The organism is Lentisalinibacter salinarum, assembly GCF_040706555.1.
Classification (GTDB): Bacteria; Pseudomonadota; Gammaproteobacteria; order Steroidobacterales; family Woeseiaceae; genus Lentisalinibacter; species Lentisalinibacter salinarum.
Genome location: NZ_JAPDRH010000002.1, coordinates 1,338,058 through 1,362,237, shown reverse-complemented (window position 1 = coordinate 1,362,237; position 24,180 = coordinate 1,338,058). Strand labels below are relative to the sequence as shown.

Sequence of the window (24,180 nt, the reverse complement as noted above, 5' to 3'; positions counted from 1 at the left end):
TCAGCGTCAGCGGATGTGCTCGAGGATGCCCTCGAGCTCGTCGAGGCTGTTGTAGCGGATCACGAGCCGGCCCTTGCCGCCCGCGGCGTGCTCGAGCTCCACCCGGGCGCCGAGGCGCTCCGCCACTTCGGATTCCAGCCGGCGGATGTCCGGATCCACCGTCTTCTTCGACTTGCCCGCCGACGGCTTCTTCCGCGGCGCGTTCAGCTTCTGCACCAGCTGTTCGGTGGCTCGCACGGAGAGCTGGCCCTTCGCCACCCGGCGGGCGGCCTCCAGCTGCGCGGCCGGGTCGGTGAGCGCCAGCAGCGCGCGGGCGTGGCCCATCTCCAGCTGCCGGGCCTCCACCAGCTTCTTCACTTCTTCACCGAGCTCCAGCAGCCGCAGCAGGTTGCTGACCGCGGCGCGGGAGCGGCCCACCGCCTCGGCGGCCTGCTGGTGGGTCATGTCGAATTCGGCGATCAGGCGCGACAGCGCCATGGCCTCTTCCAGCGGGTTGAGGTCCTCGCGCTGGATGTTCTCGATGAGGGCCATGGCCACGGCCGCCTCGTCCGGGATCTGCCGGACCACGGCCGGGATGGTGGCCAGGCCGGCAAGCTGGGCCGCGCGCCAGCGCCGTTCGCCGGCCACGATCTCGTAGCGCGTCTCGCCACGAGTGCCGCCGGTCGTACCCCCCGTCGTACCCCCCGTCGTACCTATCGGCCGCACCACGATCGGCTGCACCACGCCCTGGGCACGGATGGAATCGGCCAGTTCCTCCAGCGACTCCTGGCGCATGTCCGTGCGCGGCTGGTAACGGCCGCGCTGCAGGAGATCCACGGGCACCTCGCGCAGCGTGTCGGATTCGCCGGCGGCCGACCGCTCACCGCTCTCGGCGGCACGCGCGGACGACTGGGACAGCAGCGCATCCAGTCCTCGTCCCAGCCTCTTCTTCTTGGTCACCATGTGGGGTCTCGCGGATTCTCTCGTCTCGCCCGCCGCGGCCGCGGCGCCGCCCTCGCGCCCCGGCGCGGGGAGCGGAATTGTAGCAGGTTCGCCCGCGCCCGCCGCCGCGTCAGGCCGTGCGCACCCGCGGCACCGGCTCGCCCTCCCGGCGCAGGATCTCGCCGGCGAGGGCCAGGTAGGCCAGGGCTCCGCGGGAGTATTTGTCGTGATAGAGCACGGGCAGCCCGTAGCTCGGCGCCTCGGCGAGGCGCACGTTGCGCGGGATGACGGTGCGATAGACCTTGTCGCCGAAGTGCTCGATGAGCTGGGCGGAGACCTCGTTGGCCAGATTGTTGCGCGGGTCGAACATGGTCCGTAGCAGCCCGTGCATCTCGAGCCGCGAATTCACGCTGTCGCGGATCTGCTCGATGGTGTTCAGCAGCGCGCTCAGACCTTCCAGCGCGTAGTACTCGCACTGCATGGGGATCAGCACGCCGTCGGCGGCGGTCAGCGCGTTGATGGTCAGCATGTTGATCGACGGCGGGCAGTCGATCAGCAGGAAGTCGTAGAGCCCCGCAACCGGCTCCAGCGCCTTCGCAAGCTTCATCTCCCGGCCGATCTCCTGCAGCAGCTGCACCTCGGCCAGGGTCAGGTCCTCGTTGCCGGGCAGCAGCGCGAAGTTGCCGGTGGGCACGGAGACGATGGTGTCCGCGGCGCTCGCCTCGCCCAGCAGCACGTCACAGGTGCTGGCCTCCAGCTCCATCTTGTTGACGCCGCAGCCCATGGTGGCGTTGCCCTGAGGGTCCATGTCCACCAGCAGCACACGCCGGTGGGTGGCCGCCAGCGAGGCCGCCAGATTCACGGCCGTGGTCGTCTTGCCGACGCCGCCCTTCTGATTCGCTACCGCGATGATTCTCGTCATGCCGCCTTCTCTGTTCTTCTCAGGCTGACCACGTGCCGGGTCTTGGCGAGACCGGGCACCGTCACCGGCTCCGATTCCGCCGCCCAGCCCGGCGGCAACGCGCCCAGTTCGCCGTCGGGCGAGAGGCCCTTCTGCGCCAGGAGCTTGCCGTGTCCGGTGATGAGGTGGGCGCTCGACTCGACGAACCGTGGCAGCGGCGCGAACGCTCTGCAAAGCACGGTATCAAAGCCGGCCTCCGGCGCATAGTCTTCCACCCGCGCCTGCACCACCTCCACGTTGGCGAGGCCGAGTTCCGCCACGGCGTGGCGCACGAAGCGCAGCTTCTTGCCGCTGGCGTCCAGCAGGGTGAAGCGGCGTTCCGGCTCGACAATGGCCAGCACCAGGCCCGGCAGCCCGGCGCCGGTGCCCACGTCGGCGATGCGGTGGCCGCCCAGCCAGGGACGAATGCTGAGCGCATCCAGCACGTGCTCGGTCACCATGTCCTCGGGCCGGCGCACGGCGGTGAGGTTGTAGGCCCGCGACCATTTCGCCAGCAGGAGCAGCAGCCGGGCGAGCCTCGCCGCGGCACCCGCGGGCAGCGCCTGGCCGAGAGCGGCTGCGCCGTCGCCTATCGCCTCTTCCAGATCCGCCGCTGCCGGCCCGGTACCCGTCTTCTCCGCCATAGTCCCGTCGCACCACCCGTGGGGGCCGGGGATTATAGCGGCTGAAGGGCCGGCGCGACGGGCCCTGGGGGCGCCGGGCGAAGCGGCGTTCTGCGACACAGATCACGCCGTGAAAAGCCACGGTGCCTACACTTCCCACATTGATTATGTGAAACCCTCCTGCAGGCCGCCTTGAGCAACAATCCCGAGCCCAGTGTCCGACCGGCGCGTCGTGTCCTCGTGGTCGAGGACAACGAGCACACCGCCTATATGCTCGAATTTCTGCTGCACCGCTCCGGCTACGAGGTGCTGGTCGCGCCGAACGGGCGGGATGCCCAGGAGGTCATGCGCAATGTGCCGCCGGTGGACGTCATCGTGCTGGACCTGATGCTGCCCTACGTCTCCGGTTACCAGATCATCCTGGACGCCCGCGAGGACCCGGACTGGTGCGACGTTCCGATCCTCGTGCTCTCGGGCAAGGTGCTCGAGATGGACGTGACCCGGGCGCTGGACCAGGGCGCGAACGACTATGTCACGAAGCCGTTCCGGCCCCAGGAACTGCTGGCCCGGATCCGCCGGCTGATCGCCACCCGCGAGAGGCTGTCGGCATGAGCCGGGCCGCGGTACAGGTGGCCCGGGCCGGACTCCTCGCCATGCTGCTGGCCGCAGCCGGACCCGTTGCGGCCGACCGGGCCAGCCCGACCGACCCGGCCAGCGCCGCCGACGCCGCCATCGAGGAGCGGGACTGGCCGGCGGCACGGGCACTGCTGCGGGAAGCGCTGGCGGAGCGCCCGGGCGACCCGGCGCTGCGCTTCCGCCTCGCCCAGGTGCTGCGCTGGTCGGGGGAGCCGGAAGGCGCGCTCGCGGAGTACGAAGCCCTGCTGGACGCCTATCCCGACAACGTCGACTACGTCTACGGCCGCGCGCTGACGCTGGCCCAGCTCGGGCGCGATGCCGAGGCCCTGGAAGCCGCTCGCCGCGCCGCCCGGCTGGCCCCGGATTACGAGGCGGTGCGGCAGCTGGAGCGGCGTCTCGCCCGGAACGAGACCTCCGGCACGTGGGACGTGGCGACGCGCTATTTCCTCACCGCGGGCGCGGGCTACGAGGATCTCACCAACGGCCTGCCGGGCTGGCAGCAGCAGTTCCTGCGCCTGGACGGCGAGACCGCCGAACGTGGCGACTACCACGCCAGCGTGTCGCGCTACGAACGCTACGACCGCTCGGACGTGGAACTCGGCCTGGGCGGACTCTGGCAGGCCGGCGAGGACTGGACGCTGCAGGCCGAGCTGGCGCTGGGGGGCGATGCCGACTTCCTGCCGGAGACCGGTTTCTACGGCCGTGTCCTCAGAACGCTCGGCGACGGCTGGAACGCCGCCGCCGCTTTCCGCCATCGCCGCTACGAGACGACGACCGTAACCACGTGGTCGGCCGAGGCGGAGCGCTACTTCGGCGACTACCGGGCCGCCTACCGGCTGAATGCTTCGCGGCTGCACGGAGCCACCACCTCGCTGTCCCACGTCGTGTCGCTCGGCTGGTACCCGCGGGAGGGGCTGTCGTTCGGGCTGGTGGCCGCGACGGGCGAGGAGGCCGAGGTGATCGCACCCGGACAGATCCTGGAGACGGACGTCGACAGCCTCACGCTGACCGGCCGCCACGCACTCACAACGAGGATCACGCTCGACTGGTGGCTCGGCACCCACGCACAGGGAGACATTTACCGGAGGCGCTATGCTGGCCTGGCTGTTCGATACGGCCTATGACACCGAGGTCAGGGCGGCGCTGTGGTCCACGGTGGCGGCCGGCATCGCCACGGTCGTGCTGTTCGTCTACACGCTCGGTCTGCGGTTCGCGACGGTCGTCGGCGCCCGGCGGCGAGGCCACCTGGTATCCCGCTGGCGCGGCATCTTCGCCACGGCGATCCTCTCGCGCCGGCACGCCGAGAACGAGCTGCTGCCACGGGTGCGGCGCCGTCAACGCACCGACCTGCTCGAGGAGTGGAACCGGGCACGGGACACCGTCGAGGGCAGCGCGGCGGACAACCTGATCATCCTCGCCGACCGGCTCGGCTTCGCACGCATCGCAAGGGAACTCCTGCGCAGCCGCCGGCTCAGCGCCCGCCTGCTCGGCGTGCAGACGCTCGGCCACCTGCGCGACGCGGACAGCTGGGGCGCGATCACCGCATTGGTGGCGAGCCCCAACACCGCCCTGTCAGTCACCGCAGCCGTGGCGCTGGCGGAGATCGATCCGGCTCGGGCCGTCGAGCAGCTGGTGCCGATGATCCCGCAACGCCGCGACTGGCCGCGCACGCGTGTCTCGCGGATCCTGCGCAAGGCCGGCAGCGAGCTGGTCAGCGAGCCGCTGTACCGCGCGATCCGCTCCGGCGACGAGGACGAGAAGATCTACCTGCTGCAGTTCGGCCCGCTGGCCGAGGCCGAGATCGTGGATGCCCTGTGCGACGAGCTCATCCGAACCACGAATCATCCCGGCGTACTGACGGGGGCGCTGAAACAGGTGAGCGGCCATGCGGGCGTGCCGAGGCTGCCGAGCCTGGCGCGGCACGACGCGTGGTACGTGCGCATGCAGGTGGCCAAGGTGCTGGGACGGGTCGGCCAGATGGAGCACGTCTCGCTGCTCGCCTCGCTGCTGGACGACCCGGAGTGGTGGGTGCGCTACCGCGCCGCGCAGGCCCTGGTGCGTCTGCCGTTCCTGGGCCCGAACGCGCTGCGCGACCTGCGTGAGCGCCAGGCCGACCGTTATGCCCGGGACATGCTGGAGCAGGCCATGGCCGAGGCCGGACTGGCATGACCGCCGCCGACGTCGTCCTGGGTGCGCAGTGGATCTTCCTGGTCTACTTCGTGGGCATCAACCTGGGCTACCTGGCCCAGAACGTCATCGCGACGATGGGCATCCGCCGCTATCTGCAGACGGCGGACCAGTTCGAGGCAGAGGGCGTGTTTTCCGCCCTCGACATTCCCATCAGCGTGGTGGTGCCCGCCTACAACGAGTCCGCCTCCATCATTACCTCGGTGAAGGCACTGCTGCAGCTGGAGTACCCGGACTTCGAGCTGGTGGTGGTAAACGACGGCTCCAGCGACGACACGCTCGAGAAGCTCATCGAGGGCTTCGGCCTGCAGCCGTTTCCGGAGGCGTACCGTGCGCGCATCGACTGCCAGCCGGTGCGCAGCATCTACCGCTCGGCGCGCTACCGCAATCTCCGGGTGGTGGACAAGGAGAACGGGGGCAGCAAGGCCGACGCCATCAACGCCGGCGTCAACGCCTGCCGCTATCCGCTGGTGTGCGTCGTCGACGCCGACTCCATCCTGCAGACCGACAGCCTGCGCCGGGTGGTGCGCCCGTTCCTGGAGGACTCGCGCACGGTGGCCGTGGGCGGCACTGTGCGCATCGCCAACGGCTGCACGGTGCGGCAGGGCTTTCTGGAGAAAGTGGGGCTGCCGCGCAATCCGCTGGCCCTGGTTCAGGTGGTGGAATATCTGCGGGCGTTCCTGTTCGGCCGCATGGGCTGGTCGCCGCTGAATGCGCTGCTGATCGTCTCGGGGGCCTTCGGCGTCTTCCACAAGGAGACCCTCGTGGAAGTGGGCGGCTTCAATCCGAAAGCCGTCGGCGAGGACATGGAGATCATCGTGCGGCTGCATCGCCTGATGAAGGAGAAGCGCCGGCCCTACCGCATCACCTTCATCCCGGACCCGGTGTGCTGGACCGATGCGCCGGAGAAGCTGAAGGATCTCAAGAGCCAGCGCGTGCGCTGGCAGCACGGTCTCGGCCAGTGCCTGTTCCTGAACCGCTCGCTGATCGTCAACCCGCGCGGCGGCGCCGTGTCCTGGCTCGCGATTCCCTTCTACCTGATCTTCGAGCTGTTCGGTCCGATCATCGAGGTAACGGGCTACGTCTTCATCATCGTCAGTGCGTTCATGGGCTGGCTGGCCTGGCCCGAGGCCGCCATCTTCCTGGCGCTGGCCATCGGGCTGGGCATCCTGCTGTCCACCAGCGCCATCATGCTGGAAGAACTCTCCTTCCACATGTACGCGCGCACCCGGGACCTGCTGCTGCTGTACCTGGTGGCCGTGCTGGAGAACTTCGGCTACCGCCAGCTGAACGCCGTCTGGCGGCTGCAGGGGCTGTTCCGCTGGTGGCGCGGCGGGCAGCACAAGTGGGAGACGATCACTCGCAGCACGAGCCTGGCGGACGGGTAACTCCTCCTATTGTGGCCGCCCTGCGGGGGTATCCATCTTGCTCCCGACAAAAGGTCGCGGCGATGGATACCCCCGCATGACGGCCATGCTCGCGGTGGCGTGCAGGAGCTGCCAGTCAGATGCGGTAACTAATGGGTGCCAGACCGCACGGCTACGGCCCGTCAGCGGCTGGGGCGGGCCTACATCAAGAGAATCCCATCGGGCCTGAAGGCCCTCCTACAGCGGGGGTGGGCGGGCGAGCCTCGGGCCCGCCCGCCACCCATTGTCACCCTCAGCGGTCGAGGATCCGCAGCTCCACGCGGCGGTTCTCGGCACGGCCCGCTGCCGTCGCGTTGTCCGCGATGGGCTGGGACTCGCCGTAGCCGCGATAGCTCAGCATCTCCTCGTCCACGCCGCGGCCGATCAGGTAATCCATGACCGTGCGCGCGCGGCGCTCGGACAGGCCCTGGTTGTATCCGGCCGCGCCCTGGCTGTCGGTGTGGCCGGCGACCTCCACCTCGAGACCCGGGTTGCGCTTCAGCGTCTCGGCCGCGTCGTCGAGCACGTTCTCGGCGCCCGGCCGCAGCCGGTCGGAATTCAGCTCGAACTGGACTCCCTGCAGCCGGATGACGTCCTTGATCTCGCAGCCGCGGGTGTCCACCGGCACGCCGGCCGCCGTGTTCGGGCACTCATCGAGGCGGTCGACCACGCCGTCGCCGTCGCTGTCGAGCTCGCAGCCGACCTCGTCCACGGGAGCGCCTGCCGGGGTGCCCGGGCACTGGTCGCGGCTGTCGACGACGCCGTCGCCGTCGCTGTCACGCTCACAGCCCCGCGCGTCCACGGCGGCGCCGGGTGTCGTGTTCGGGCATTCGTCGATGCTGTCCACTACGCCGTCGCCGTCGGAGTCGAGCTCGCAGCCGAACCGGTCCACGGGCGTGCCGATGGGCGTGCCGGGGCAGCGATCGACATCGTCGGGCACGCCGTCGCCGTCGGTGTCCACCACCCGGGGCTTGCCGCCGGCGATCGGGAACTGGATGCCGAGCGTGGCGATCTGGTCCTCGAACTCGTAGCCGGCGAGCTCCGTGCGGTAACGCCATTCGGCGCGCAGCGTGGCGGGCGTGTCGCCCAGGTCCAGCATGAAGCCGGCGCCCAGATTGCTGGCCGCCTCGTTGTTGGTGCCGCCGAACGGCTCGTCCGTCTCGGTCTGGCTGATGCCCGCGAGCAGGTAGGGCGAGAAGATACCCTCGCGGTTGAACACGCCCAGCAGGTTAGCGCCGACCTCCCACTGATCGAAGTCCTGCGCGCCGTCGAGCTGGCCCACGTTGATGAAGCCCTCGATGTTGAAGAACCGGTTCCAGGCATAGCCGATGGTCAGCTGGCCGCCGGTGACGTCGTCATCCACATTGCGGGCCGCGTCGTCGTCCATGTAGACGATGGACGGCGTGATGTAGACCTCACCGACGTTGTCTCCGGCCAGCGCCTGGCCGGTGCCGAGGAGCGCGATGAATGTTGCGGTGAAGACTGCGATGGTCCTGCTCATTAGGATTCTCCCTGAATACTCGAGGCAGTCGTGCGTGCGCGCAGCCTCCTGCGCGCGTTCAGAAACATTGTCCGGCCGCGCAACAAGACAAGTCAACAGGCGGGTAGGAGGGGCATGTAGGAGGGCCTTCAGGCCCGACCTGGTGGAGAATCGGGCCTGAAGGCCCTCCTACATCTTATTTGACCAGCAGGGCGACGAACTCGTCGACCGGCGTACCGGCCAGCTTGTCCTTGTCGGCGGAGAGTTCGGAGAGCTGCTTCCACTGGTCGCCGGCGAGCTTCTTCTGCAGGCTCTTGCGGAACTTCTGCATCAGCACCGGGATGCCCTCCTCGCGGCGCTTGCGGTGGCCGATGGGGTATTCCACCTCCACCCGCTCCGTCTTCGAGCCGTCCTTGAAGAACACCTGCACCGCGTTGCCGATGTAGCGCTTGTCCGGGTCGTAGTAGTCCTTCGTGAACTGCTCGTTCTCGGTGACCACCATCGCATCCCGCAGCGCGTCCACCCGCGGGTCGCTTGCCACGTCGTCCTCGTAGTCGGCCGCGGTGAGCCGGCCGAAGATGAGTGGGATGGCGGTCATGTACTGGATGCAGTGGTCCCGGTCGGCCGGGTTGTCCAGAGGACCGGTCTTGTCGATGATGCGCACGCCCGGCTCCTGGGTCTCGATCACGATCCGCTCGACCTCGTCGACGCGGTCGCGGACCTCCTCGTGCAGCGTCATGCCGGCTTCCACCGCCGTCTGCGCATGGAACTCCGCCGGGTAGGAGATCTTGAACAGCACGTTCTCCATGACGTAGCTGCCGTAGCCCTGCGGGAAGGTGAACTCCTTGCCCTTGAACAGCACATCGTTGAAGCCCCAGGTCTTCGCCGACAGGGCGGACGGGTAGCCCATCTCGCCCGTGAGCGCGATGAGGGCGTGGCGCACGGCCCGGCTGGTGGCGTCGCCGGCGGCCCAGCTCTTCCTCGAGCCGGTGTTCGGCGCGTGGCGGTAGGTGCGCAGCGCGCCGCCGTCGATCCAGGCGTTGGAGACCGCGTTGATGACGTGTTCGCGATCGCCGCCGAGCATCTTCGTCACCACGCCGGTGGAGGCGATGCGTACCAGCAGCACGTGGTCCAGGCCCACCCGGTTGAAGCTGTTCTCCAGCGCCAGCACGCCCTGGATCTCGTGGGCCTTGATCATGGCCGTCAGCACGTCGCGCATGGTGAGCGGCTTCCTGCCGTCCTTGCGCGCCTGGCGGCTGAGGTAGTCCGCGGTGGCGAGGATGCCGCCCAGGTTGTCCGACGGATGGCCCCACTCGGCCGCGAGCCAGGTGTCGTTGAAATCGAGCCAGCGGATCATGGCGCCGATATTGAAGGCGGCCTGCACCGGGTCCAGCTCGTAATCGGTGCCGGGCACGCGGGCGCCGCCCTTCAGGGTCGCACCGGGCACGACCGGGCCGAGCAGCTTGGTGCACGCAGGATAGTCCAGCGCCTGGAAGCCGCAGGCCAGCGTATCCAGCAGGCAGTAGTGGGCGGTCTCGTAGGCGGCATCGCTGTCGATCTCGTAACCGGTGACGTAATCGGCGATGTCGACCAGGACCCGATCGGGATCAGGCCGCTTGGCAGAGCGGATATCGGCGGACATGGAGGTCTCCTGTCAGTCTCTCTCGTCGATGGGCGTGAACGGCCGCAGATCGGGGCCCACGTAGTCGGCGCCCGGCCGGATCAGCTTGTTGTCGGCACGCTGCTCCATGATGTGGGCGGCCCAGCCCGTGATGCGCGAGCACACGAAAATGGGCGTGAACAGATAAGTGGGGATGCCCATGAAGTGATAGGCGCTCGCGGAGAAGAAATCCGCGTTGGCGAACAGCCGCTTCTCGTCCCACATGACCTTCTCGATGGCCTCGGACACGGCGTAGAGATGGGTATCGCCGGTCTCCTCGGAGAGGCGCTTCGACATCTTCTTGTTGATCGTGTTGCGCGGATCGGACTCCGTATACACGCGGTGGCCGAAGCCCATGATCTTGTCCTTGCGCTCCAGCATCTTTTTGATGCCCGCGGTGGCCTCCTCCGGCGAGGAGAACTTCTCGATCAGCTCCATCGCGGCCTCGTTTGCGCCGCCGTGCAGCGGGCCGCGCAGCGCGCCGATGGCGCCGGTGACCGCGCTGTGGAAATCCGAGAGCGTGGCCGTGATGACCCGGGCCGTGAACGTGGACGCGTTGAACTCGTGCTCGGCGTAGAGGATCAGCGAGGTATCGAGCGTTTTCCGGTGCAGCTCGCTCGGCGGCTCGTCGTGCAGCAGGTGCAGGAAGTGGCCGGCGACGCTGTCGTCGTCGGTCTCGGTGTCGATCTTCACGCCGTCGGCGTGGAAGCGGTGCCAGTACAGGAGGATCGAGGGCAGCACGGCCACCAGCCGGTCGGCTACGTCGGCCTGGCTGGACACGTCGCCCTCGGGTTCCAGGTTGCCGAGCACGGACACGCCGGTGCGCAGCACGTCCATGGGATGGGCGCTGGCGGGGATCATCTCCAAGACCGTCTTCAGCTCATCGGGCAGTCCACGCAGACCCTTCAGCTTCTTCACGTAGGCGTCCAGCTCGCTGCGGTTCGGCAGCTTGCCGTGCATCAGCAGGTGGGCGACCTCCTCAAAGTTCGCTTTGTGGGCGAGGTCGTCGATGTCGTAGCCGCGGTAGGTGAGTCCGGCGCCTTCCTTGCCCACCGTGCAGAGCGCCGTCTTGCCCGCCACCACACCGGCGAGACCGCCGGTCTTCTTGTTAGCTGCCATAGTCTTCGGTCCCCGTATCGTTGTGTCGTCGTTCCGGTAGTCGCGGACTCGTCACTTCTTCTTGAGCCCGCTCTCGGCGAAGAGCTCGTCGAGCTTCTCCTCGTACTCGTGGTAGCCGAGCACGTCATAGAGTTCCGCCCGCGTCTGCATGCGTTCCACGGCCGCTTCCTGGGTGCCCTTCGAGCGCAGCGTGCGGTACACGTGCATGGCCGCTGCGCTCATCGCGCGGAAGGCAGACAGCGGGTACAGCGCCATCGCCACGCCGGCCTCGCCGAGCTCGTCCGTGGTGAACAGCGGCGTCTTGCCGAATTCAGTCATGTTGGCCAGCACCGGCACGTTGATGGCGGCGGTGAACTGGCGGTACTCGTTCAGGGTGGTCAGCGCCTCGGCGAAGATCATATCGGCGCCGGCCTCCACGTAGCGGGCGGCCCGGTCCAGCGCGGCCTGCTGACCCTCCACGGCGTGGGCGTCGGTGCGGGCCATGATCGCGAAGCGATCGTCGGTGCGCCCGTCGACGGCAGCCTTGATGCGGTCCGCCATCTCGCCGGCCTCCACCAGGGCCTTGCCCGGGCGGTGGCCGCAGCGCTTGGCCGCCACCTGGTCCTCGATGTGGCAGCCGGCGGCGCCGGCGCGGATCAGCTCGCGCATGGTGCGGCCGATCATGAAGGCGCTGCCCCAGCCGGTGTCCGCGTCCACCAGCAGCGGCAGGTCGCTGGCGTAGCTGATGCGGCGCACGTCCTCGCAGACGTCGTTCAGCGTGGTCATGGCGAGATCCGGCAGGCCGAAGGAGGCATTGGCCACGCCGGCGCCCGAGAGGTAGATGGCGCGGAAGCCGGCTTCGCCGGCCAGCAGGGCGCTGTAGGCATTGATGGTACCGACCACCTGCAGGGGCCGCTCATCCTCCAGCGCCTGCCAGAACCTGGCGCCGGCCGATTCCTTCTGCATCCCGAATTCTCCAGTGCTGACCTTTCCCGGGGCCCCGGGCGGGGCCGGAATTCTAAACCAGCGCCGAGGGCTTTCCCAAATAAACCAGGTGGACTATTTTCGGCCTACGCGTCCCCTATGCGGACTATCGTACGGCCCGTCACCCGGCCGGCGATGTAGTCGTCGAAAGCGCCCGGCAGATCCTCGAAGCCGATCTCCCGGTGGCCGATGTCGTGCAGGTGGCGGGGTTTCAGATCCGTGCCGATACGTTTCCAGACGTCGAGTCTCAGGGGCCGCGGCGTGTCCACAGAGTTGATGCCGAGCAGACAGACCGCGCGCAGGATGAACGGCAGCACGGTGGTCTCCAGCTTCGGGCTGGCGGCCAGGCCAATGCTGGCGATGTTGGCGCCGTAGTCGGCGGTGCGGGTGAGCCAGGTCAGCAGCTCGCCGCCCAGGTTGTCGACGGCACCGGCCCAGCGGGCCTTCTCCAGCGGGCGCTTGCCGAGATCGATCTCGTCGCGCAGCAGCACCTCGGCGGCGCCGATGGACTCGAGATAGCCGCGCTCGTCGGCCTTGCCGGTGACCGCCGCCACCTCGTAGCCGCGGCCCCCCAGCATGTCGATGGCGATGCTGCCCACGCCGCCGGTGGCGCCGGTCACCGCCACCGGCCCGTTCTCCGGCGCCTGGCCGTTCTGCTCCATGCGGTGGATGGCCAGCGCGGCGGTGTAGCCCGCGGTGCCGATCATCATGGCCTCCCGGGCGTCCATGCCGTCGGGTATGGGCACCACCCAGTCGCCTTTCACCCGGGCGTATTCGGCATAGCCGCCGTCGTGGCTCTCGCCGAGCCCGCAGCCGTTCACGAGCACCGGGGTGCCGGCCGGGAAACGTTCGTCGTCCGAACTCTCCACCACGCCGGCGAGATCGATGCCGCCCACCAGCGGGTAACGGCGGAGGATGGGGCTCGTGCCCGTCGCCGCCAGCGCGTCCTTGTAATTGATGGTGGACCAGCCGACCTTCACCACCACGTCGCCCTCGCCCAGGTCGTCGAGGCCGATCTCCTCGAACCCGGCGGTAATCCCGTCGTCCTGCTTGTCGATGCGGTAGGCCCTGAATCTGTCCATGGTCGCTCCCGGAATGATGGCTTGGAATATTGGCTCGTACGAGTGGCGCGGAAAACCGGATCGGTACGACGGCCCGCCGCGAGCGGGCTGCCGGGCGGGGATCCGCCTCTTTGCGCAGGCGCTGACCAATTCTACGCCCTCTGTACCGTGCCGCCACCCGGGTTAGAGTGGTGCCCGTATTCACGGAGAAGGCGATGACGGACCGCAACTGCCGCGACCTGGTGCTGGTGCTCGGCGACCAGCTGGACGAACGCAATGCCGCCATCGCGCGGGCCGACCCGGCCGAGGACATGATCCTGATGGCCGAGACGGCGGGCGAGGCCGCCGCCGTGCCCAGCCACAAGCACCGCATCGCCGTGTTCTTCGCAGCCATGCGCCACTACGCCGCCGGCCTGCGCGAGTCCGGCTGGCGGGTCTGCTACCGGGACATCGACGAGGGCGTGGCCAGCCTCTCGGCCGCCATCGAGGCGGCGGCGGAGCGCTACGGGCCCCGGCGCCTGTTGGCGGTCGAGCCCGGCGAGTGGCGGGTGCGCCATGCCGTGGACACCGTGTGCGGCTCGCTCGAGCTGCCGGTGGAATGGCTCGTCGACCGCCATTTCCTCTGCACGCGCGAGGAGTTCGCCGCATGGGCGGACGGCCGCAAGCGCCTCGTGATGGAATATTTCTATCGGCAGATGCGCCGGCGCCACGGCGTGCTGATGGACGGCGACGAGCCGGTGGGCGGTGAGTGGAACTACGACGCCGACAACCGGGACTCCTTCGGGCGCGACGGGCCGGGCAAACTCCCGGAGCGGGCCGGCTTCGAACCGGACGCGGTGACCCGCGACGTGCTGGACGCCGTGGAGCGGCATTTCCCCGACCACCCGGGCAGCACTGAGAATTTCCGCTGGCCGGTCACCCGCGGGCAGGCGCGCGAGGCGCTCGCGTCTTTCGCCGAGGACCGCCTGCCGCTGTTCGGCCGCTATCAGGACGCCATGTGGCAGGACGAGCCGTTCCTGTACCACTCCCTCCTCTCGTCCAGCCTGAATCTGAAGCTGCTCGACCCACGGGAGGCGATAGACGCGGCCGTGGATGCCTGGCGGGAGGGCCGGGCGCCGCTGAACGCGGTGGAGGGCTTCGTGCGCCAGATTCTCGGCTGGCGGGAGTTCATCCGCGGGGTCTACTGGCTGGAGATGCCGGCCTACCGCTCCCTCAATCACTTCGACCACGAGCAGCCGCTGCCGGATTTATTCTGGACCGGCGACACGGAGATGAACTGCCTGGCGCAGAGCATCGGCGACACCCTCGCAAACGGCTACGCCCACCACATCCAGCGGCTGATGGTGATCGGCAACTTCGCTCTGCTCGCGGGGCTGCGGCCGTCGGAGGTCTGCGACTGGTACCTCGCGGTCTACGTGGACGCGGTGGAGTGGGTGGAGCTGCCCAACACGCTGGGCATGGCCCTGCACGGGGACGGCGGCATCGTCGGCTCCAAGCCCTACGCGGCCGGCGGCGCGTACATAAAGCGCATGAGCAACTACTGCAGCGGCTGCCGCTACGACCCCGGCAGGCGCACCGGCGATGACGCCTGTCCCTACACGCTGCTGTACTGGGACTTCCTCGCGCGCAACCGGGAGCGACTGCGGCAGACGGGCCGCATGAACATGATCCTGAAGAATCTGGACCGCTGGAGCGAAGACGAGCTGGGAGAAATTCGCGGACAGGCGCGGGATTTCCGCCGTTCCCTGTCCGGTTAGCCGGCTACGGTCCGGCGCCGCCCGGTGCTCTGCCCCCGGACTCTAGTCGTCTACGGTGGTGAACAGGCCCTTCTGCTCGGCGAAGTAGGCCGACAGGGCGCGCATGTCCTGCGGCGTCAGCGAGGTGACGATACCCGCCATGACCGCGTTCACCCGCGTGCCGTCCTTGTACTGCTCGAGCGCGTGGGCGAGATAGCTCTCGTGCTGGCCGGCCAGATTCGGCCACTCCGGCGACTGGCTGATGCCGTTGGCGCTGTGGCAGGCCACGCAGGTGGAGAGCTTCTCCGGCGCTCCCTCCGGCGCGTCCGGCTGCGGCTCGGCCTTTGCCTCGCCCCAGGTGGCGAAGTACGCGGCGATATCCTGCATCTCCTGCTCGGAGAACGAACTGGCCTGGGCCTTCATGGTGTCGTGGGGCCGCTCGCCGGCCTTGTAGGCCTTCAGCGCCGCCACGATGTACTCCGGGTGCTGGCCGCCCAGCTTCGGCACGCGGAAGGAGGGATACGCGTTGCGGTAGCCCTCGATGCCGTGGCAACCGAGGCAGGTATAGGCGAGCGCCTCGCCCCGCTCCGCATCGCCGGCGGCGCCGGCGCTGAAGGGGACGGAAAGGGGGAGCAGGGCTGCGGCGAGCAGGGCCGCACGCTTGAAGGTCAGTGTGAGCACGCTGATACCCGTGTGTTGGCTGGGGGTCGGAACAAGGCCGCTATGGTAGTGAGTGTCATCGCCGATTTCTAGCGAATATCCGTCCACCTGTCGGGGCCCGCTGCCCCGCCTGGCCCGTGCGGACGCTGTGATAGCATCGGCAGCCTCTGCCCCCGCGCCCGGAGCGGCCGTGAAGAAATTCCTGTTCTTTCTGGTACTCGGACTCTTCGCCGTGCTGCTGGCGGCGCCCTGGTTCCTGGGCTCGTTCACCGAGCGCAAGCTCGAGCAGCGGCTGGATGCGGGCGCGGACAAACGGCCCGGCATGGCCATAGTCACGGAAGAATACCGCCGCCGCTGGTTCTCCAGCGACAGCCGTCACCGCATCGTCATCACGGACCCCCGGACCACCGAGGCCCTGCGGGAACTGGCCGGCGGCGAAGTGTTCGCCGACGAGCCGGCCATCGTGATCGACACCCGTATCGAGCACGGACCGCTGCCGCGCGGCGCCGACGCGCCGTTCCGGCCGGGGCTCTCCCGGGCGGTGTCCACGTTCAGCCTGGACCCGGGCAGCGACCGTGATGCGGTGCCGCTGCCCGGACGGCTGGTGACCAGCATGGCGCTGGACGGCAGCACGCATGCGGAGTTCCGCCTGCAGGCCGGCTCCCGGGAACTGCCGGAAGCCGACGGGCGCATCAGCTGGGAGGCAGCGAGCCTGGATGCCGACATCAGCGCCGACGGCCGCCGCATCCACACCCGCGGGCGCATCGGCGGCTTCGAGCTCGTGGCCCGGGACGGAGCCGGCGGCGGGACCGTGCGGGTGCGCATCGTCGACATCGAGGGCGACAGTGTCCAGCGCTACTCCGCCAACGGCATCCCGGTGGGCCCGGCGGCCGTGACCATCGACACGGTCGCCGTCACCGGTGACGACGGGGGCGTCTCGCTGCAGGACATCCGGCTCACCTCCGACGGCGAGCTGCAGGGCGAACTCCTCTCCGGCACCACGGAACTCCAGGTGGGCCGCATCGAGGGCGGCGGGCCCGGCCCGGTCTCCCTCAGCCTGGAGCTGGCGATGCAGAACCTGCATGAGCCCAGCCTGGCATCCCTCTCGGAAACCATCCAGACACTCGAGGGAGCGGGTTCGCACATACCGCCCGGGGAGGCATACCGGCTGATGGAGGCGGACTTGTCCCGGCTGGTGGCGGAGGGACCGGTATTCGACCTGCGCAAGCTCGGCATCGCGCTGCCGGACGGCGAGGTGCGGCTCACGAGCTACCTCGCCCTGGCCGCCGGGGGCGATACCGGCCCGCCGCTGGAGCCGCGGGAGCTCCTGGGGCGGCTGACGGGTACCCTGGAGCTGCGCATCCCGGTCAGCGTGGTGGAGCAGGTGCGCAGCATCGCCCCCGACGCCGCCGGGCAGCTGGAGACGCTGATCGCGGCCGGCATGCTGGTGCCCGACGGCGGGGACTACCGCATGCAGGCGGAGTACGGCAACGGCCTGCTGACCGTCAACGGTCTGCCGCTGCCGATTCCCCTTGCCTGGTAAGAGGCGTGCCGAGAGACAGGTCGAGTTCTTCCGCCCGGTGGCAGGCGACCTCGCCGCCACCCACTGACAGCAGCGGCGGTTGCTCCGCGGCGCAGCGCTCCACGGCCCAGGGACAGCGGGTGCGGTAGGCGCAGCCCGCCGGCGGATTCCAGGGCACCGGCAGGTCCCGGGCCGCCAGCGGCGATGCCCGGCGGCGCTCCACGGCGGGGTCCGGCACCGGCACTGCATCGAGCAGCGCCCGGGTGTAGGGGTGGCGCGGTCGCGCGTAGAGCTCGCCGGCCCGGTTGCGCTCCACGATCCGGCCAAGATACATCACCATCACCCGATGGCTGACCCGCCGCACCACGGCGAGGTCGTGGGCGATGAACAGGATGCCCAGGCCCATCTCCTGCTGCAGCGACAGCAGCAGGTCGATGATGCCGGCCTGTACCGAGACGTCGAGGGCACTGACCGCCTCGTCGCAGATCAGCAGCCGCGGCCGGGTGACCAGCGCCCGCGCGACGCCGGCCCGCTGGCACTGGCCGCCGGAGAGTTCATGGGGATAGCGGGACAGCGTCTCCGGCCCCAGACCCACGCGCTCCAGCATGGCCTCTACCCGCTCCCGCCGCTCGGCCCGGCGGAGGCCGCGCTCGTGCACGGTCAGCGGCTCGGCCACGATCTCGCCGATGGGCATGCGCGGGTCCAGCGAACCCAGCGGGTCCTGGAACACCAGCTGCAGATCCCGGCGCACGGCCCGCATCGCCGGACGATCCAGCCGGTCCAGCGGCCTTCCAAGCAGCGCCACCGTGCCGTCGGTGACGGGCAGCAGCCGCAGCACGGCCCGCGCCAGGCTGGACTTGCCGCAGCCGGACTCGCCGACCACACCCAGGGTCTCCGCCGGCGCCAGCGTCAGGTCCGCATCCTCCACGGCCCGGAAGTACTCCCGGCGGGCGAGCAGCCGCTGGCGCGGCAGCGGGAAGCGCACGCTCAGGCCACGCACCTCCAGCAGCGGATCGGCGCCGTCGGCTGCCAGCGCGGGGCGCAGCGGCGTGCGTTCGTCGAGCCGCGGCACCGCCGCCAGCAGCTTGCGGGTGTAGGGATCCCGGGGACTGGCGAAGATGTCCGCCGTGGCGCCTTCCTCTCGACGCTCCCCGTCCTGCATCACGATGACCTGATCGCAGTTGCCGGCGACCACGCCGAGGTCATGGGTGATCAGGATCAGCGCCGTGCCGAAGGCATCGCGCAGCTCGCGCAGCAGGGCCAGGATGCTCGCCTGCACGGTGACGTCCAGCGCGGTGGTGGGCTCGTCGGCGATCAGCACCTCGGGCCGGCACAGCAGTGCGCCGGCGATCATCACGCGCTGGCGCATGCCGCCCGAGAACTCGTGGGGGTAGCTCGACAGGCGCCGGCCCGCCGCGGGCAGCCGCACGGCATCGAGCATCTGTTCGACCTCCTTCAGCGAGTCCTTGTAGGAACGGCCGCGGTGTTCCATCAGCACCCGGGCCAGCTGTCGCCCGACGGTGACGTGCGGGTTCAGCGATGTCATGGGGTCCTGGAACACCATGGCGATGCGCCGGCCACGGATGCGGTTCATTTCTGCCGCCGGCCGGTTCAGGATTTCCTCACCGTCGAGCTTCACGCTGCCCTCGGCGCGGCCGTTCTCCGCCAGCAGGCCCATGATGGCCAGCGCCGACTGGCTCTTGCCCGAGCCGGACTCGCCGACGATCCCCAGCGTCTCCCGGGCGTCCAGGCGGAAGCGCAGGTCACGCACCGCCGCCACCGGGCCGGCGTGGGTCTCGAACGTGACGTCCAGGTTGGTCACGGAAAGTACGCTCATCGGGGCCTGTCCCTGGGGTCCAGCGCGTCGCGCAGACCGTCGCCGAGGAAGTTGAAGCAGAACAGCGTCGTCGCCAGGAACAGGCCGGGGAAGACCAGCATCCACGGCGCGGTCTCCATCAGGCGGGAACCCTGCTGCACCAGAGAGCCCCAGGAACTCATGGGCTCCTGCACGCCGAGGCCGAGGAAGCTCAGGAAGGACTCCACCAGGATCACCTGGGGGATGGTCAGCGTCGCGTACACGACCACCACGCCGAGCAGGTTCGGCACGATGTGGCGGCGCAGGATCGAGAAGGTGGACACGCCCGTCGCCTCGGCTGCCTCCACGAACTCCTGCTGGCGCAGGCTGAGCGTCTGGCCGCGCACGATGCGGGCCATGTCCAGCCAGTTCACCGCACCGATGGCGACGAAGATCAGCAGGATGTTGCGGCCGAACACCACCATCAGCAGGATCACGAAGAACATGAACGGCATGGCATACAGGATATCGACGACGCGCATCATCAGGTGGTCGATGCGCCCGCCCAGGTAGCCGGCGACCGCCCCCCAGGCCACGCCGATCAGCAGGCTGACGGCCGTGGCCACGACGCCGACCGCGAGCGAGATGCGCCCGCCGGTCAGCGTGCGCACGAACAGATCCCGGCCCAGGTCGTCGGTGCCGAACAGGTGGCCGCCGGCCAGCGACGGCGGCGCCAGGATGCGGTCGAAGTCGGTCTCGTAATAGTCGTGGGGGCTCAGCCACGGCCCGGCGATGACCAGCACCACGATCAGGCCGAGCAGGCAGGCCGAGACCACGGCCGCCCGGTTGCGGCCGAGCGCGGCGAGCGCGTGGCGGCCGAGGCCGCCCGGCACGGCGGAGGCGGTCATCGGTAACGCACCCGCGGGTCGAGCAGGCCGTAGAGGAGATCGACCACGAAGTTGAACAGCACGATCAGCACGCCGTAGAAGACGACGACGCCCATCACCAGCGTGTAGTCCCGATTCAGTGCGCCCTGGACGAAGAAGCGGCCGAGTCCCGGCAGGTTGAAGATCTGCTCGATGACCACCGAACCGGTGAGGATGGCCGCCGTGGCCGGCCCCAGGTAGGAGACCACCGGCAGCAGCGTCGGCTTCAGGGCATGCTGCATCACGATGCTGCGCTCGGACAACCCCTGGGCCCGGGCGGTGCGGATATAGGGGCTCTTCAGCACGTCGATCATGCTGGCCCGGGTCAGCCGCGCGATATAGGCGAGCTGGGGCAGCGCCAGCGCGATCACCGGCAGCACGTAATGAGCGGGCGAGGCGAGGTCGCCGGCCGGCAGCCAGCGCAGCACGACGGCGAAGACCAGCACCAGCACCGGCGCTACGACAAAGTTCGGCACCGAGATGCCGGTCATCGACAGCGCCATGACCACGTGGTCGGCCAGGCGGTTCTGGCGCAGCGCGGCCAGCGTGCCGGCGGCGATGCCCAGCACCACCGCCAGCAGCATGGCGAGGCCGCCGATTTTCAGCGAAACCGGGAAACCGTCGGCGATGAGCTCGCTCACGTCCGACTGGCGGTAGCGGTAGGAGGGGCCGAGGTCGCCCTGCAGCAGACCGCCGAGATAACGCAGGAACTGGGTCGGCAGCGGCTCGTCCAGGTGATAGGCCTCGGCCAGGCGCTGCTCCATCGCCGGGCTGAGGCGGCGCTCGGTGTCGAAGGGGCCGCCGGGCGCGGCGCGCACCAGCACGAAGGCCAGCGCCACCACCAGCAGCAGTGTCGGGATGGCGCTCGCGAGCCGCGTCAGCGCATACCGCAACAAGGTCAGTCTCCGGGATCCGGGGCTTCGGGTTCGATCTCGCGCAGGCGCAGGTAACGGGAGTAATGGTAGTCGAGGGGATTATCCACCCAGCCGCGCACCCGCGGGTGCACCAGGTGCTTGCTCACGTAGAAATAGAGCGGCAGGACGGGGTGATCGGCCAGCAGCACTTTCTCGGCATTCGCGAACAGCGAGGCGCGCTCCTCCCCGCCCTGTTCGCGCATGGCGGCCGCCACCAGCGAGTCATAGGCGGGGTTGGCGTAGCCGAACTGGTTCGCGCTGCTGCCCGAGGTCAGCACCGAGAGGAAGTTGCCCGCGTCGTCGTAGTCGGCGATCCAGCTGCCTCGAAACATGCCGGGCACGTCGCCGCGGCGGGTCTCGGCGATCAGCACCCGGAACTCCTGGTTCACCAGCTCGACCTCCGCGCCGAGCACCTCCCGCCACATGGACTGGAGCGCGGCGGCGATGCGGCGGTTCTCGTCGCTGGTGTTGTAACGCAGCTGGAAGGCCAGCGGCCGGTCCCGGCCGTAGCCCGCCTCCCGGTAGAGGCGGCGCGCCTCTTCCGCCCGGGCCTCGGCGCCGGCCTGCGCGTAGCCGAAACCGGGCGGCGTATAGTCCTGCACGGCCGGCGGCACCCAGCTCCAGGCAGGCCGTTCGCCGCGGCCCATGACCGCCTCGGCGAGGCGCTCCCGGTCGATGGCGAGCGACAGGGCCTTGCGCAGTCCGGGGGCATCGGCGAACGGCGGTTCGTTCAGGTTAAAGCCCACGTAGTAGACGCCGAGATAGGGCGCCACCCGCAGCTCACCCGGGCGCTCGATGCCCACGTCGGCGAATACCGGCGCCGGCACCCGTGCGGTCACGTCCAGCTCGCCGGCCCGATAGCGGTTGTACTCGGCGGTCTCGTCTTCCAGCGGGTGGTAGCGCACCCGCTCGATCGGCACCGACAGGGGATCCCGGTAGAACCCGTTCTTCTCCAGGCCGATGTGCCCGCCGATGATCCGCTCCACCAATCGGTAGGGGCCGTTGCTGACCAGGCGCGTCGGCGCGGGATGGTCGTCGCCCCATTGCTCCACCGAGGGGCGGTGCACCGGCGCCGTGCTGGGATGGGCGAGCCGATGGAGGAGGTCGCCGAGCGGGTGTGCCAGACGGATCTCCAGCGTGCGGGAATCCGGCGCCATCACCCCGAGCGTGTCCGGGGCGGCCTCGCCGGCCATGATGGCCCGGGCGCCGGCCAGCGGCGCCAGGTTGCTGGCATAGAACGCGCCGGTGGCCGGATCCACCAGGCGGCGGAAACTCCAGACGAAATCCTCCGCCGTCAGGGGGTCGCCGTTCGACCAGGCAAGGCCCTCGCGCAGGTGGAACGTCCAGGTCAGGCCGTCGTCGCCGGACTCCCAACCGGACGCCGCACCCGCCTGCAGGCTGCCATCGGGCCCCAGGGTCAGCAGTCCCTCGAACAGGTCGCCGAGCACCTTGGTGGCGGGCACGCTGCGGGCGAGATGGGGATCCAGCGATTCCGGCTCGGCCGAGATGGCGCGGCGAAGGAAGTCCGGGCCCTGGTCGGCAGCCGGGTCGGCGGTCTCGGGCGCGGCCTGGCGCGGCTTCGCGTCTGGGGTCTCCCCGGCCGTGTCGCCGGACCCACCGCAGGCAGCCAGCAGCAATGCCGCCGCTGCCACCATGGCTCTGGTTGCATTCATGGCCTTCTCCCGCCGGGCCTTCTCCATCAGGCGCTGCGCCTGAGGCCGCGTTTCTTCATATGGATCAGCAGCAGCGAGACGGCGGCAGGCGTCATCCCGTCCAGCCGGGAGGCCTGGCCGATGGTCGCCGGCCGCGCCGCCGCCAGTTTCTGGCGCACCTCGTTGGACAGCCCCTGCACGTGCGCGTAGTCGAGATCGGCCGGCAGCGCCAGGTGCTCCTGGCGGGCATGGCGGGCGATCTCCCGCTGCTGGCGTTCGATGTAGCCCTCGTACTTGACGCCCACCTCCACCTGCAGACGGATCTGTTCCGCCTCCTCCGGCGGATGGGCCTCGTCGAGGGTGTCCGGACCCACGGCGGCGAGGGCCGTGACCGCGGCATGGTCGAGCTCGGGGCGACGGAGGAGCTCGAGAGCCCGCGCCTCCCGGGAAAGCGGACCGCCGAGCAGCCGTCCGGCCTCGTCGGCGGCCACGTCGGCCGGACGGACCAGGCAGGCCTGCAGCCGGCCACGCTCCTGCTCCACCGCCTCGCGTTTCGCCTCGAAACGCCGCCAGCGCTCGTCGTCCACCAGGCCCATCTCCCGGCCGACCGGGGTCAGGCGCAGATCCGCATTGTCCTCCCTGAGCAGCAGCCGGTACTCGGCGCGGCTGGTGAACATGCGGTATGGCTCGCTGGCGCCGCGGGTGTTCAGGTCGTCGATCAGCACGCCGATGTAGGCCGCCTCCCGGCCTGGCGTCCAGGGCGATTTTTGCTGCACTTTTCGTGCAGCATTCAGGCCGGCCACCAGCCCCTGGGCACCGGCCTCCTCGTAGCCCGTGGTGCCGTTGATCTGACCGGCGAAGAAAAGCCCTTGAATTTCCTTGGTTTCCAGACTCGGGCTCAGATCCCGCGGATCGAAGAAGTCGTATTCGATGGCATAGCCCGGCCGTGTGATGTGCGCGTTCTCGAAGCCCGGAATGCTGCGCACGAAGCGCTCCTGCACCTCGAACGGCAGGCTGGTGGAGATGCCGTTCGGGTACACCTCGTGAGTGGTGAGCCCCTCGGGCTCCACGAAGATCTGGTGGGAGCTGCGGTCGGCGAAGCGATGGATCTTGTCCTCCACCGACGGGCAATAGCGCGGGCCCACCCCCTCGATGTTGCCGCTGAACATGGCGGACTCACCCAGCGAGGCCCGGATGATCTCGTGGGTGGCCTCGCAGGTGTGGGTGATATGGCAGGGCACCTGGCGGGGATGCTCCTCCCGGCTGCCCAGGAAGGAGAACACCGGCGCCGGCTCGTCGCCCGGCTGCGGCTGCATGCGGCCGAAGTCGAGCGTGCGGCCGTCCAGGCGCGGCGGCGTGCCGGTCTTCAGCCGGCCCACCCGCATCGGCAGCTCCCGCAGCCGCTCGGCGAGCCGGAGCGCCGGGGCGTCGCCGGCCCGGCCCCCGCCGAAATGCTCCCGGCCGATGTGGATGCGGCCGCCGAGGAAGGTGCCGACGGTGAGCACCACCGTCTCGGCATACAGTCGCAGCCCGAGCCGGGTGACGATGCCGCGGACCCGCTCGCCTTCGACGATGAGATCGTCCACGGACTGCTGGAACAGGGTGAGGTCGCGCTGGTTCTCCAGGAGGCCGCGGATCGCCTGACGGTAGAGTGCACGATCCGCCTGGGCGCGTGTGGCCCGCACCGCGGGCCCCTTGCTCGCATTCAGCGTGCGGAACTGGATGCCGGCGCGGTCGATGGCCCGGGCCATGGCGCCGCCCAGCGCGTCCACTTCCCGGGTGAGGTGGCCCTTGCCGATGCCGCCGATGGCCGGGTTGCAGCTCATCTGGCCCAGCGTCTCCAGATTGTCGGTCACCAGCAGAGTACAAGCGCCGGTGCGCGCGGCGGCGAGAGCTGCCTCGGTGCCGGCGTGGCCGCCGCCGATGACGATGACTTCGTAGTGACGTCCGTTGTCCATGGCAAAGGGTCTTGTAAATCC

At 69.4% G+C, this 24,180-nt stretch carries 20 protein-coding genes; 6 read left to right on the top strand and 14 right to left on the bottom strand.

The genetic code is table 11. The annotated features are described in order from the left end of the window. Positions 1 to 6 precede the first annotated feature (6 nt). The 3 genes from ACJMKZ_RS09370 to rsmG form a co-directional block, all read right to left on the bottom strand. The gene (locus ACJMKZ_RS09370) at positions 7 to 942 is read right to left on the bottom strand and encodes a ParB/RepB/Spo0J family partition protein (RefSeq protein ID WP_405232923.1); all 936 of its coding nucleotides are present in this window, start codon (positions 940 to 942) and stop codon (positions 7 to 9) included. A 109-nt stretch (positions 943 to 1,051) separates the two neighbouring features. Continuing rightward, entirely contained in the window at positions 1,052 to 1,843 is a 792-nt protein-coding gene (locus ACJMKZ_RS09365; protein WP_405232922.1) for a ParA family protein, read from the bottom strand. Next, positions 1,840 to 2,505 (bottom strand): 16S rRNA (guanine(527)-N(7))-methyltransferase RsmG, encoded by a 666-nt coding sequence (rsmG, locus tag ACJMKZ_RS09360; RefSeq protein WP_405232921.1) that lies wholly within the window; start codon positions 2,503 to 2,505, stop codon positions 1,840 to 1,842. The genes ACJMKZ_RS09365 and rsmG overlap by 4 nt, the downstream gene beginning before the upstream one ends. 171 nt (positions 2,506 to 2,676) lie before the next feature. Here rsmG and ACJMKZ_RS09355 point away from each other — a divergent pair, with 171 nt between their 5' ends. From ACJMKZ_RS09355 to ACJMKZ_RS09340, 4 genes are read left to right on the top strand one after another with little or no spacing between them, the layout of a single operon-like run. Next, complete coding sequence (locus ACJMKZ_RS09355) at positions 2,677 to 3,096, top strand: response regulator transcription factor (RefSeq protein ID WP_405232920.1); 420 nt, start codon at positions 2,677 to 2,679, stop codon at positions 3,094 to 3,096. Next, positions 3,093 to 4,244: a YaiO family outer membrane beta-barrel protein gene (locus ACJMKZ_RS09350; protein WP_405232919.1), complete on the top strand. Its 1,152-nt coding sequence runs from the start codon at positions 3,093 to 3,095 to the stop codon at positions 4,242 to 4,244. The genes ACJMKZ_RS09355 and ACJMKZ_RS09350 overlap by 4 nt, the downstream gene beginning before the upstream one ends. Further along, the gene (locus tag ACJMKZ_RS09345) at positions 4,213 to 5,289 is read left to right on the top strand and encodes a HEAT repeat domain-containing protein (RefSeq protein ID WP_405232918.1); all 1,077 of its coding nucleotides are present in this window, start codon (positions 4,213 to 4,215) and stop codon (positions 5,287 to 5,289) included. Before ACJMKZ_RS09350 ends, ACJMKZ_RS09345 begins: the two co-directional genes overlap by 32 nt. Beyond that, positions 5,286 to 6,695: a glycosyltransferase family 2 protein gene (locus ACJMKZ_RS09340; protein ID WP_405232917.1), complete on the top strand. Its 1,410-nt coding sequence runs from the start codon at positions 5,286 to 5,288 to the stop codon at positions 6,693 to 6,695. Before ACJMKZ_RS09345 ends, ACJMKZ_RS09340 begins: the two co-directional genes overlap by 4 nt. 271 nt (positions 6,696 to 6,966) lie before the next feature. Here ACJMKZ_RS09340 and ACJMKZ_RS09335 read toward each other — a convergent pair whose 3' ends face one another. From ACJMKZ_RS09335 to ACJMKZ_RS09315, 5 genes are all read right to left on the bottom strand, one after another. Further along, complete coding sequence (locus ACJMKZ_RS09335; protein ID WP_405232916.1) at positions 6,967 to 8,214, bottom strand: OmpA family protein; 1,248 nt, start codon at positions 8,212 to 8,214, stop codon at positions 6,967 to 6,969. 175 nt (positions 8,215 to 8,389) lie between these two features. Next, positions 8,390 to 9,835: a bifunctional 2-methylcitrate dehydratase/aconitate hydratase gene (locus tag ACJMKZ_RS09330; protein ID WP_405232915.1), complete on the bottom strand. Its 1,446-nt coding sequence runs from the start codon at positions 9,833 to 9,835 to the stop codon at positions 8,390 to 8,392. A gap of 12 nt (positions 9,836 to 9,847) precedes the next feature. Then, a complete protein-coding gene (gene prpC / locus ACJMKZ_RS09325) occupies positions 9,848 to 10,972 on the bottom strand; it encodes a bifunctional 2-methylcitrate synthase/citrate synthase (RefSeq protein WP_405232914.1) in 1,125 nt (374 codons plus the stop codon). A gap of 51 nt (positions 10,973 to 11,023) precedes the next feature. Continuing rightward, positions 11,024 to 11,917: a methylisocitrate lyase gene (gene prpB, locus ACJMKZ_RS09320; protein WP_405232913.1), complete on the bottom strand. Its 894-nt coding sequence runs from the start codon at positions 11,915 to 11,917 to the stop codon at positions 11,024 to 11,026. A gap of 104 nt (positions 11,918 to 12,021) precedes the next feature. After that, on the bottom strand, positions 12,022 to 13,017 hold the full coding sequence (locus tag ACJMKZ_RS09315; protein ID WP_405232912.1) for an oxidoreductase: 996 nt from the start codon (positions 13,015 to 13,017) through the stop codon (positions 12,022 to 12,024). A gap of 194 nt (positions 13,018 to 13,211) precedes the next feature. Here ACJMKZ_RS09315 and ACJMKZ_RS09310 point away from each other — a divergent pair, with 194 nt between their 5' ends. Next, positions 13,212 to 14,753 carry a cryptochrome/photolyase family protein gene (locus ACJMKZ_RS09310; protein WP_405232911.1) on the top strand — a complete coding sequence of 514 codons (1,542 nt, stop codon included), beginning with the start codon at positions 13,212 to 13,214 and terminating at the stop codon, positions 14,751 to 14,753. 42 nt (positions 14,754 to 14,795) lie between these two features. On the opposite strand, the gene ACJMKZ_RS09305 is transcribed toward ACJMKZ_RS09310, so the two are convergent. Next, entirely contained in the window at positions 14,796 to 15,413 is a 618-nt protein-coding gene (locus tag ACJMKZ_RS09305) for a c-type cytochrome (protein ID WP_405232910.1), read from the bottom strand. 169 nt (positions 15,414 to 15,582) lie between these two features. On the opposite strand from ACJMKZ_RS09305, the gene ACJMKZ_RS09300 reads away from it, so the two are divergent. Beyond that, complete coding sequence (locus ACJMKZ_RS09300; protein WP_405232909.1) at positions 15,583 to 16,935, top strand: DUF945 family protein; 1,353 nt, start codon at positions 15,583 to 15,585, stop codon at positions 16,933 to 16,935. Here the strand turns inward: ACJMKZ_RS09300 and ACJMKZ_RS09295 are convergent. Genes ACJMKZ_RS09295 through mnmG form a run of 5 tightly spaced genes read right to left on the bottom strand, consistent with a single transcriptional unit; the run spans position 16,898 to position 24,159 of the window. Next, a complete protein-coding gene (locus ACJMKZ_RS09295) occupies positions 16,898 to 18,751 on the bottom strand; it encodes an ABC transporter ATP-binding protein (protein ID WP_405232908.1) in 1,854 nt (617 codons plus the stop codon). The genes ACJMKZ_RS09300 and ACJMKZ_RS09295 overlap by 38 nt on opposite strands. Next, positions 18,748 to 19,617: an ABC transporter permease gene (locus tag ACJMKZ_RS09290; RefSeq protein WP_405232907.1), complete on the bottom strand. Its 870-nt coding sequence runs from the start codon at positions 19,615 to 19,617 to the stop codon at positions 18,748 to 18,750. The genes ACJMKZ_RS09295 and ACJMKZ_RS09290 overlap by 4 nt, the downstream gene beginning before the upstream one ends. Beyond that, on the bottom strand, positions 19,614 to 20,531 hold the full coding sequence (locus ACJMKZ_RS09285; RefSeq protein ID WP_405232906.1) for an ABC transporter permease: 918 nt from the start codon (positions 20,529 to 20,531) through the stop codon (positions 19,614 to 19,616). Before ACJMKZ_RS09285 ends, ACJMKZ_RS09290 begins: the two co-directional genes overlap by 4 nt. Before the next feature lie 2 nt (positions 20,532 to 20,533). After that, positions 20,534 to 22,222: a peptide ABC transporter substrate-binding protein gene (locus ACJMKZ_RS09280; protein ID WP_405232905.1), complete on the bottom strand. Its 1,689-nt coding sequence runs from the start codon at positions 22,220 to 22,222 to the stop codon at positions 20,534 to 20,536. A 26-nt stretch (positions 22,223 to 22,248) separates the two neighbouring features. Further along, positions 22,249 to 24,159, bottom strand: coding sequence for a tRNA uridine-5-carboxymethylaminomethyl(34) synthesis enzyme MnmG (mnmG, locus tag ACJMKZ_RS09275; protein ID WP_405232904.1), 1,911 nt, complete (start codon positions 24,157 to 24,159; stop codon positions 22,249 to 22,251). Positions 24,160 to 24,180 lie beyond the last annotated feature (21 nt).

What these genes read in the sequence shown, in the direction of transcription:
- ACJMKZ_RS09370 (WP_405232923.1), bottom strand. Translation starts at nt 942, where the DNA reads ATGGTGACCAAGAAGAAGAGGCTGGGACGAGGACTGGATGCGCTGCTG.
- ACJMKZ_RS09365 (WP_405232922.1), bottom strand. Translation starts at nt 1,843, where the DNA reads ATGACGAGAATCATCGCGGTAGCGAATCAGAAGGGCGGCGTCGGCAAG.
- rsmG (WP_405232921.1), bottom strand. Translation starts at nt 2,505, where the DNA reads ATGGCGGAGAAGACGGGTACCGGGCCGGCAGCGGCGGATCTGGAAGAG.
- ACJMKZ_RS09350 (WP_405232919.1), top strand. Translation starts at nt 3,093, where the DNA reads ATGAGCCGGGCCGCGGTACAGGTGGCCCGGGCCGGACTCCTCGCCATG.
- ACJMKZ_RS09345 (WP_405232918.1), top strand. Translation starts at nt 4,213, where the DNA reads ATGCTGGCCTGGCTGTTCGATACGGCCTATGACACCGAGGTCAGGGCG.
- ACJMKZ_RS09340 (WP_405232917.1), top strand. Translation starts at nt 5,286, where the DNA reads ATGACCGCCGCCGACGTCGTCCTGGGTGCGCAGTGGATCTTCCTGGTC.
- ACJMKZ_RS09335 (WP_405232916.1), bottom strand. Translation starts at nt 8,214, where the DNA reads ATGAGCAGGACCATCGCAGTCTTCACCGCAACATTCATCGCGCTCCTC.
- ACJMKZ_RS09330 (WP_405232915.1), bottom strand. Translation starts at nt 9,835, where the DNA reads ATGTCCGCCGATATCCGCTCTGCCAAGCGGCCTGATCCCGATCGGGTC.
- prpC (WP_405232914.1), bottom strand. Translation starts at nt 10,972, where the DNA reads ATGGCAGCTAACAAGAAGACCGGCGGTCTCGCCGGTGTGGTGGCGGGC.
- prpB (WP_405232913.1), bottom strand. Translation starts at nt 11,917, where the DNA reads ATGCAGAAGGAATCGGCCGGCGCCAGGTTCTGGCAGGCGCTGGAGGAT.
- ACJMKZ_RS09315 (WP_405232912.1), bottom strand. Translation starts at nt 13,017, where the DNA reads ATGGACAGATTCAGGGCCTACCGCATCGACAAGCAGGACGACGGGATT.
- ACJMKZ_RS09310 (WP_405232911.1), top strand. Translation starts at nt 13,212, where the DNA reads ATGACGGACCGCAACTGCCGCGACCTGGTGCTGGTGCTCGGCGACCAG.
- ACJMKZ_RS09295 (WP_405232908.1), bottom strand. Translation starts at nt 18,751, where the DNA reads ATGAGCGTACTTTCCGTGACCAACCTGGACGTCACGTTCGAGACCCAC.
- ACJMKZ_RS09290 (WP_405232907.1), bottom strand. Translation starts at nt 19,617, where the DNA reads ATGACCGCCTCCGCCGTGCCGGGCGGCCTCGGCCGCCACGCGCTCGCC.
- ACJMKZ_RS09280 (WP_405232905.1), bottom strand. Translation starts at nt 22,222, where the DNA reads ATGAATGCAACCAGAGCCATGGTGGCAGCGGCGGCATTGCTGCTGGCT.
- mnmG (WP_405232904.1), bottom strand. Translation starts at nt 24,159, where the DNA reads ATGGACAACGGACGTCACTACGAAGTCATCGTCATCGGCGGCGGCCAC.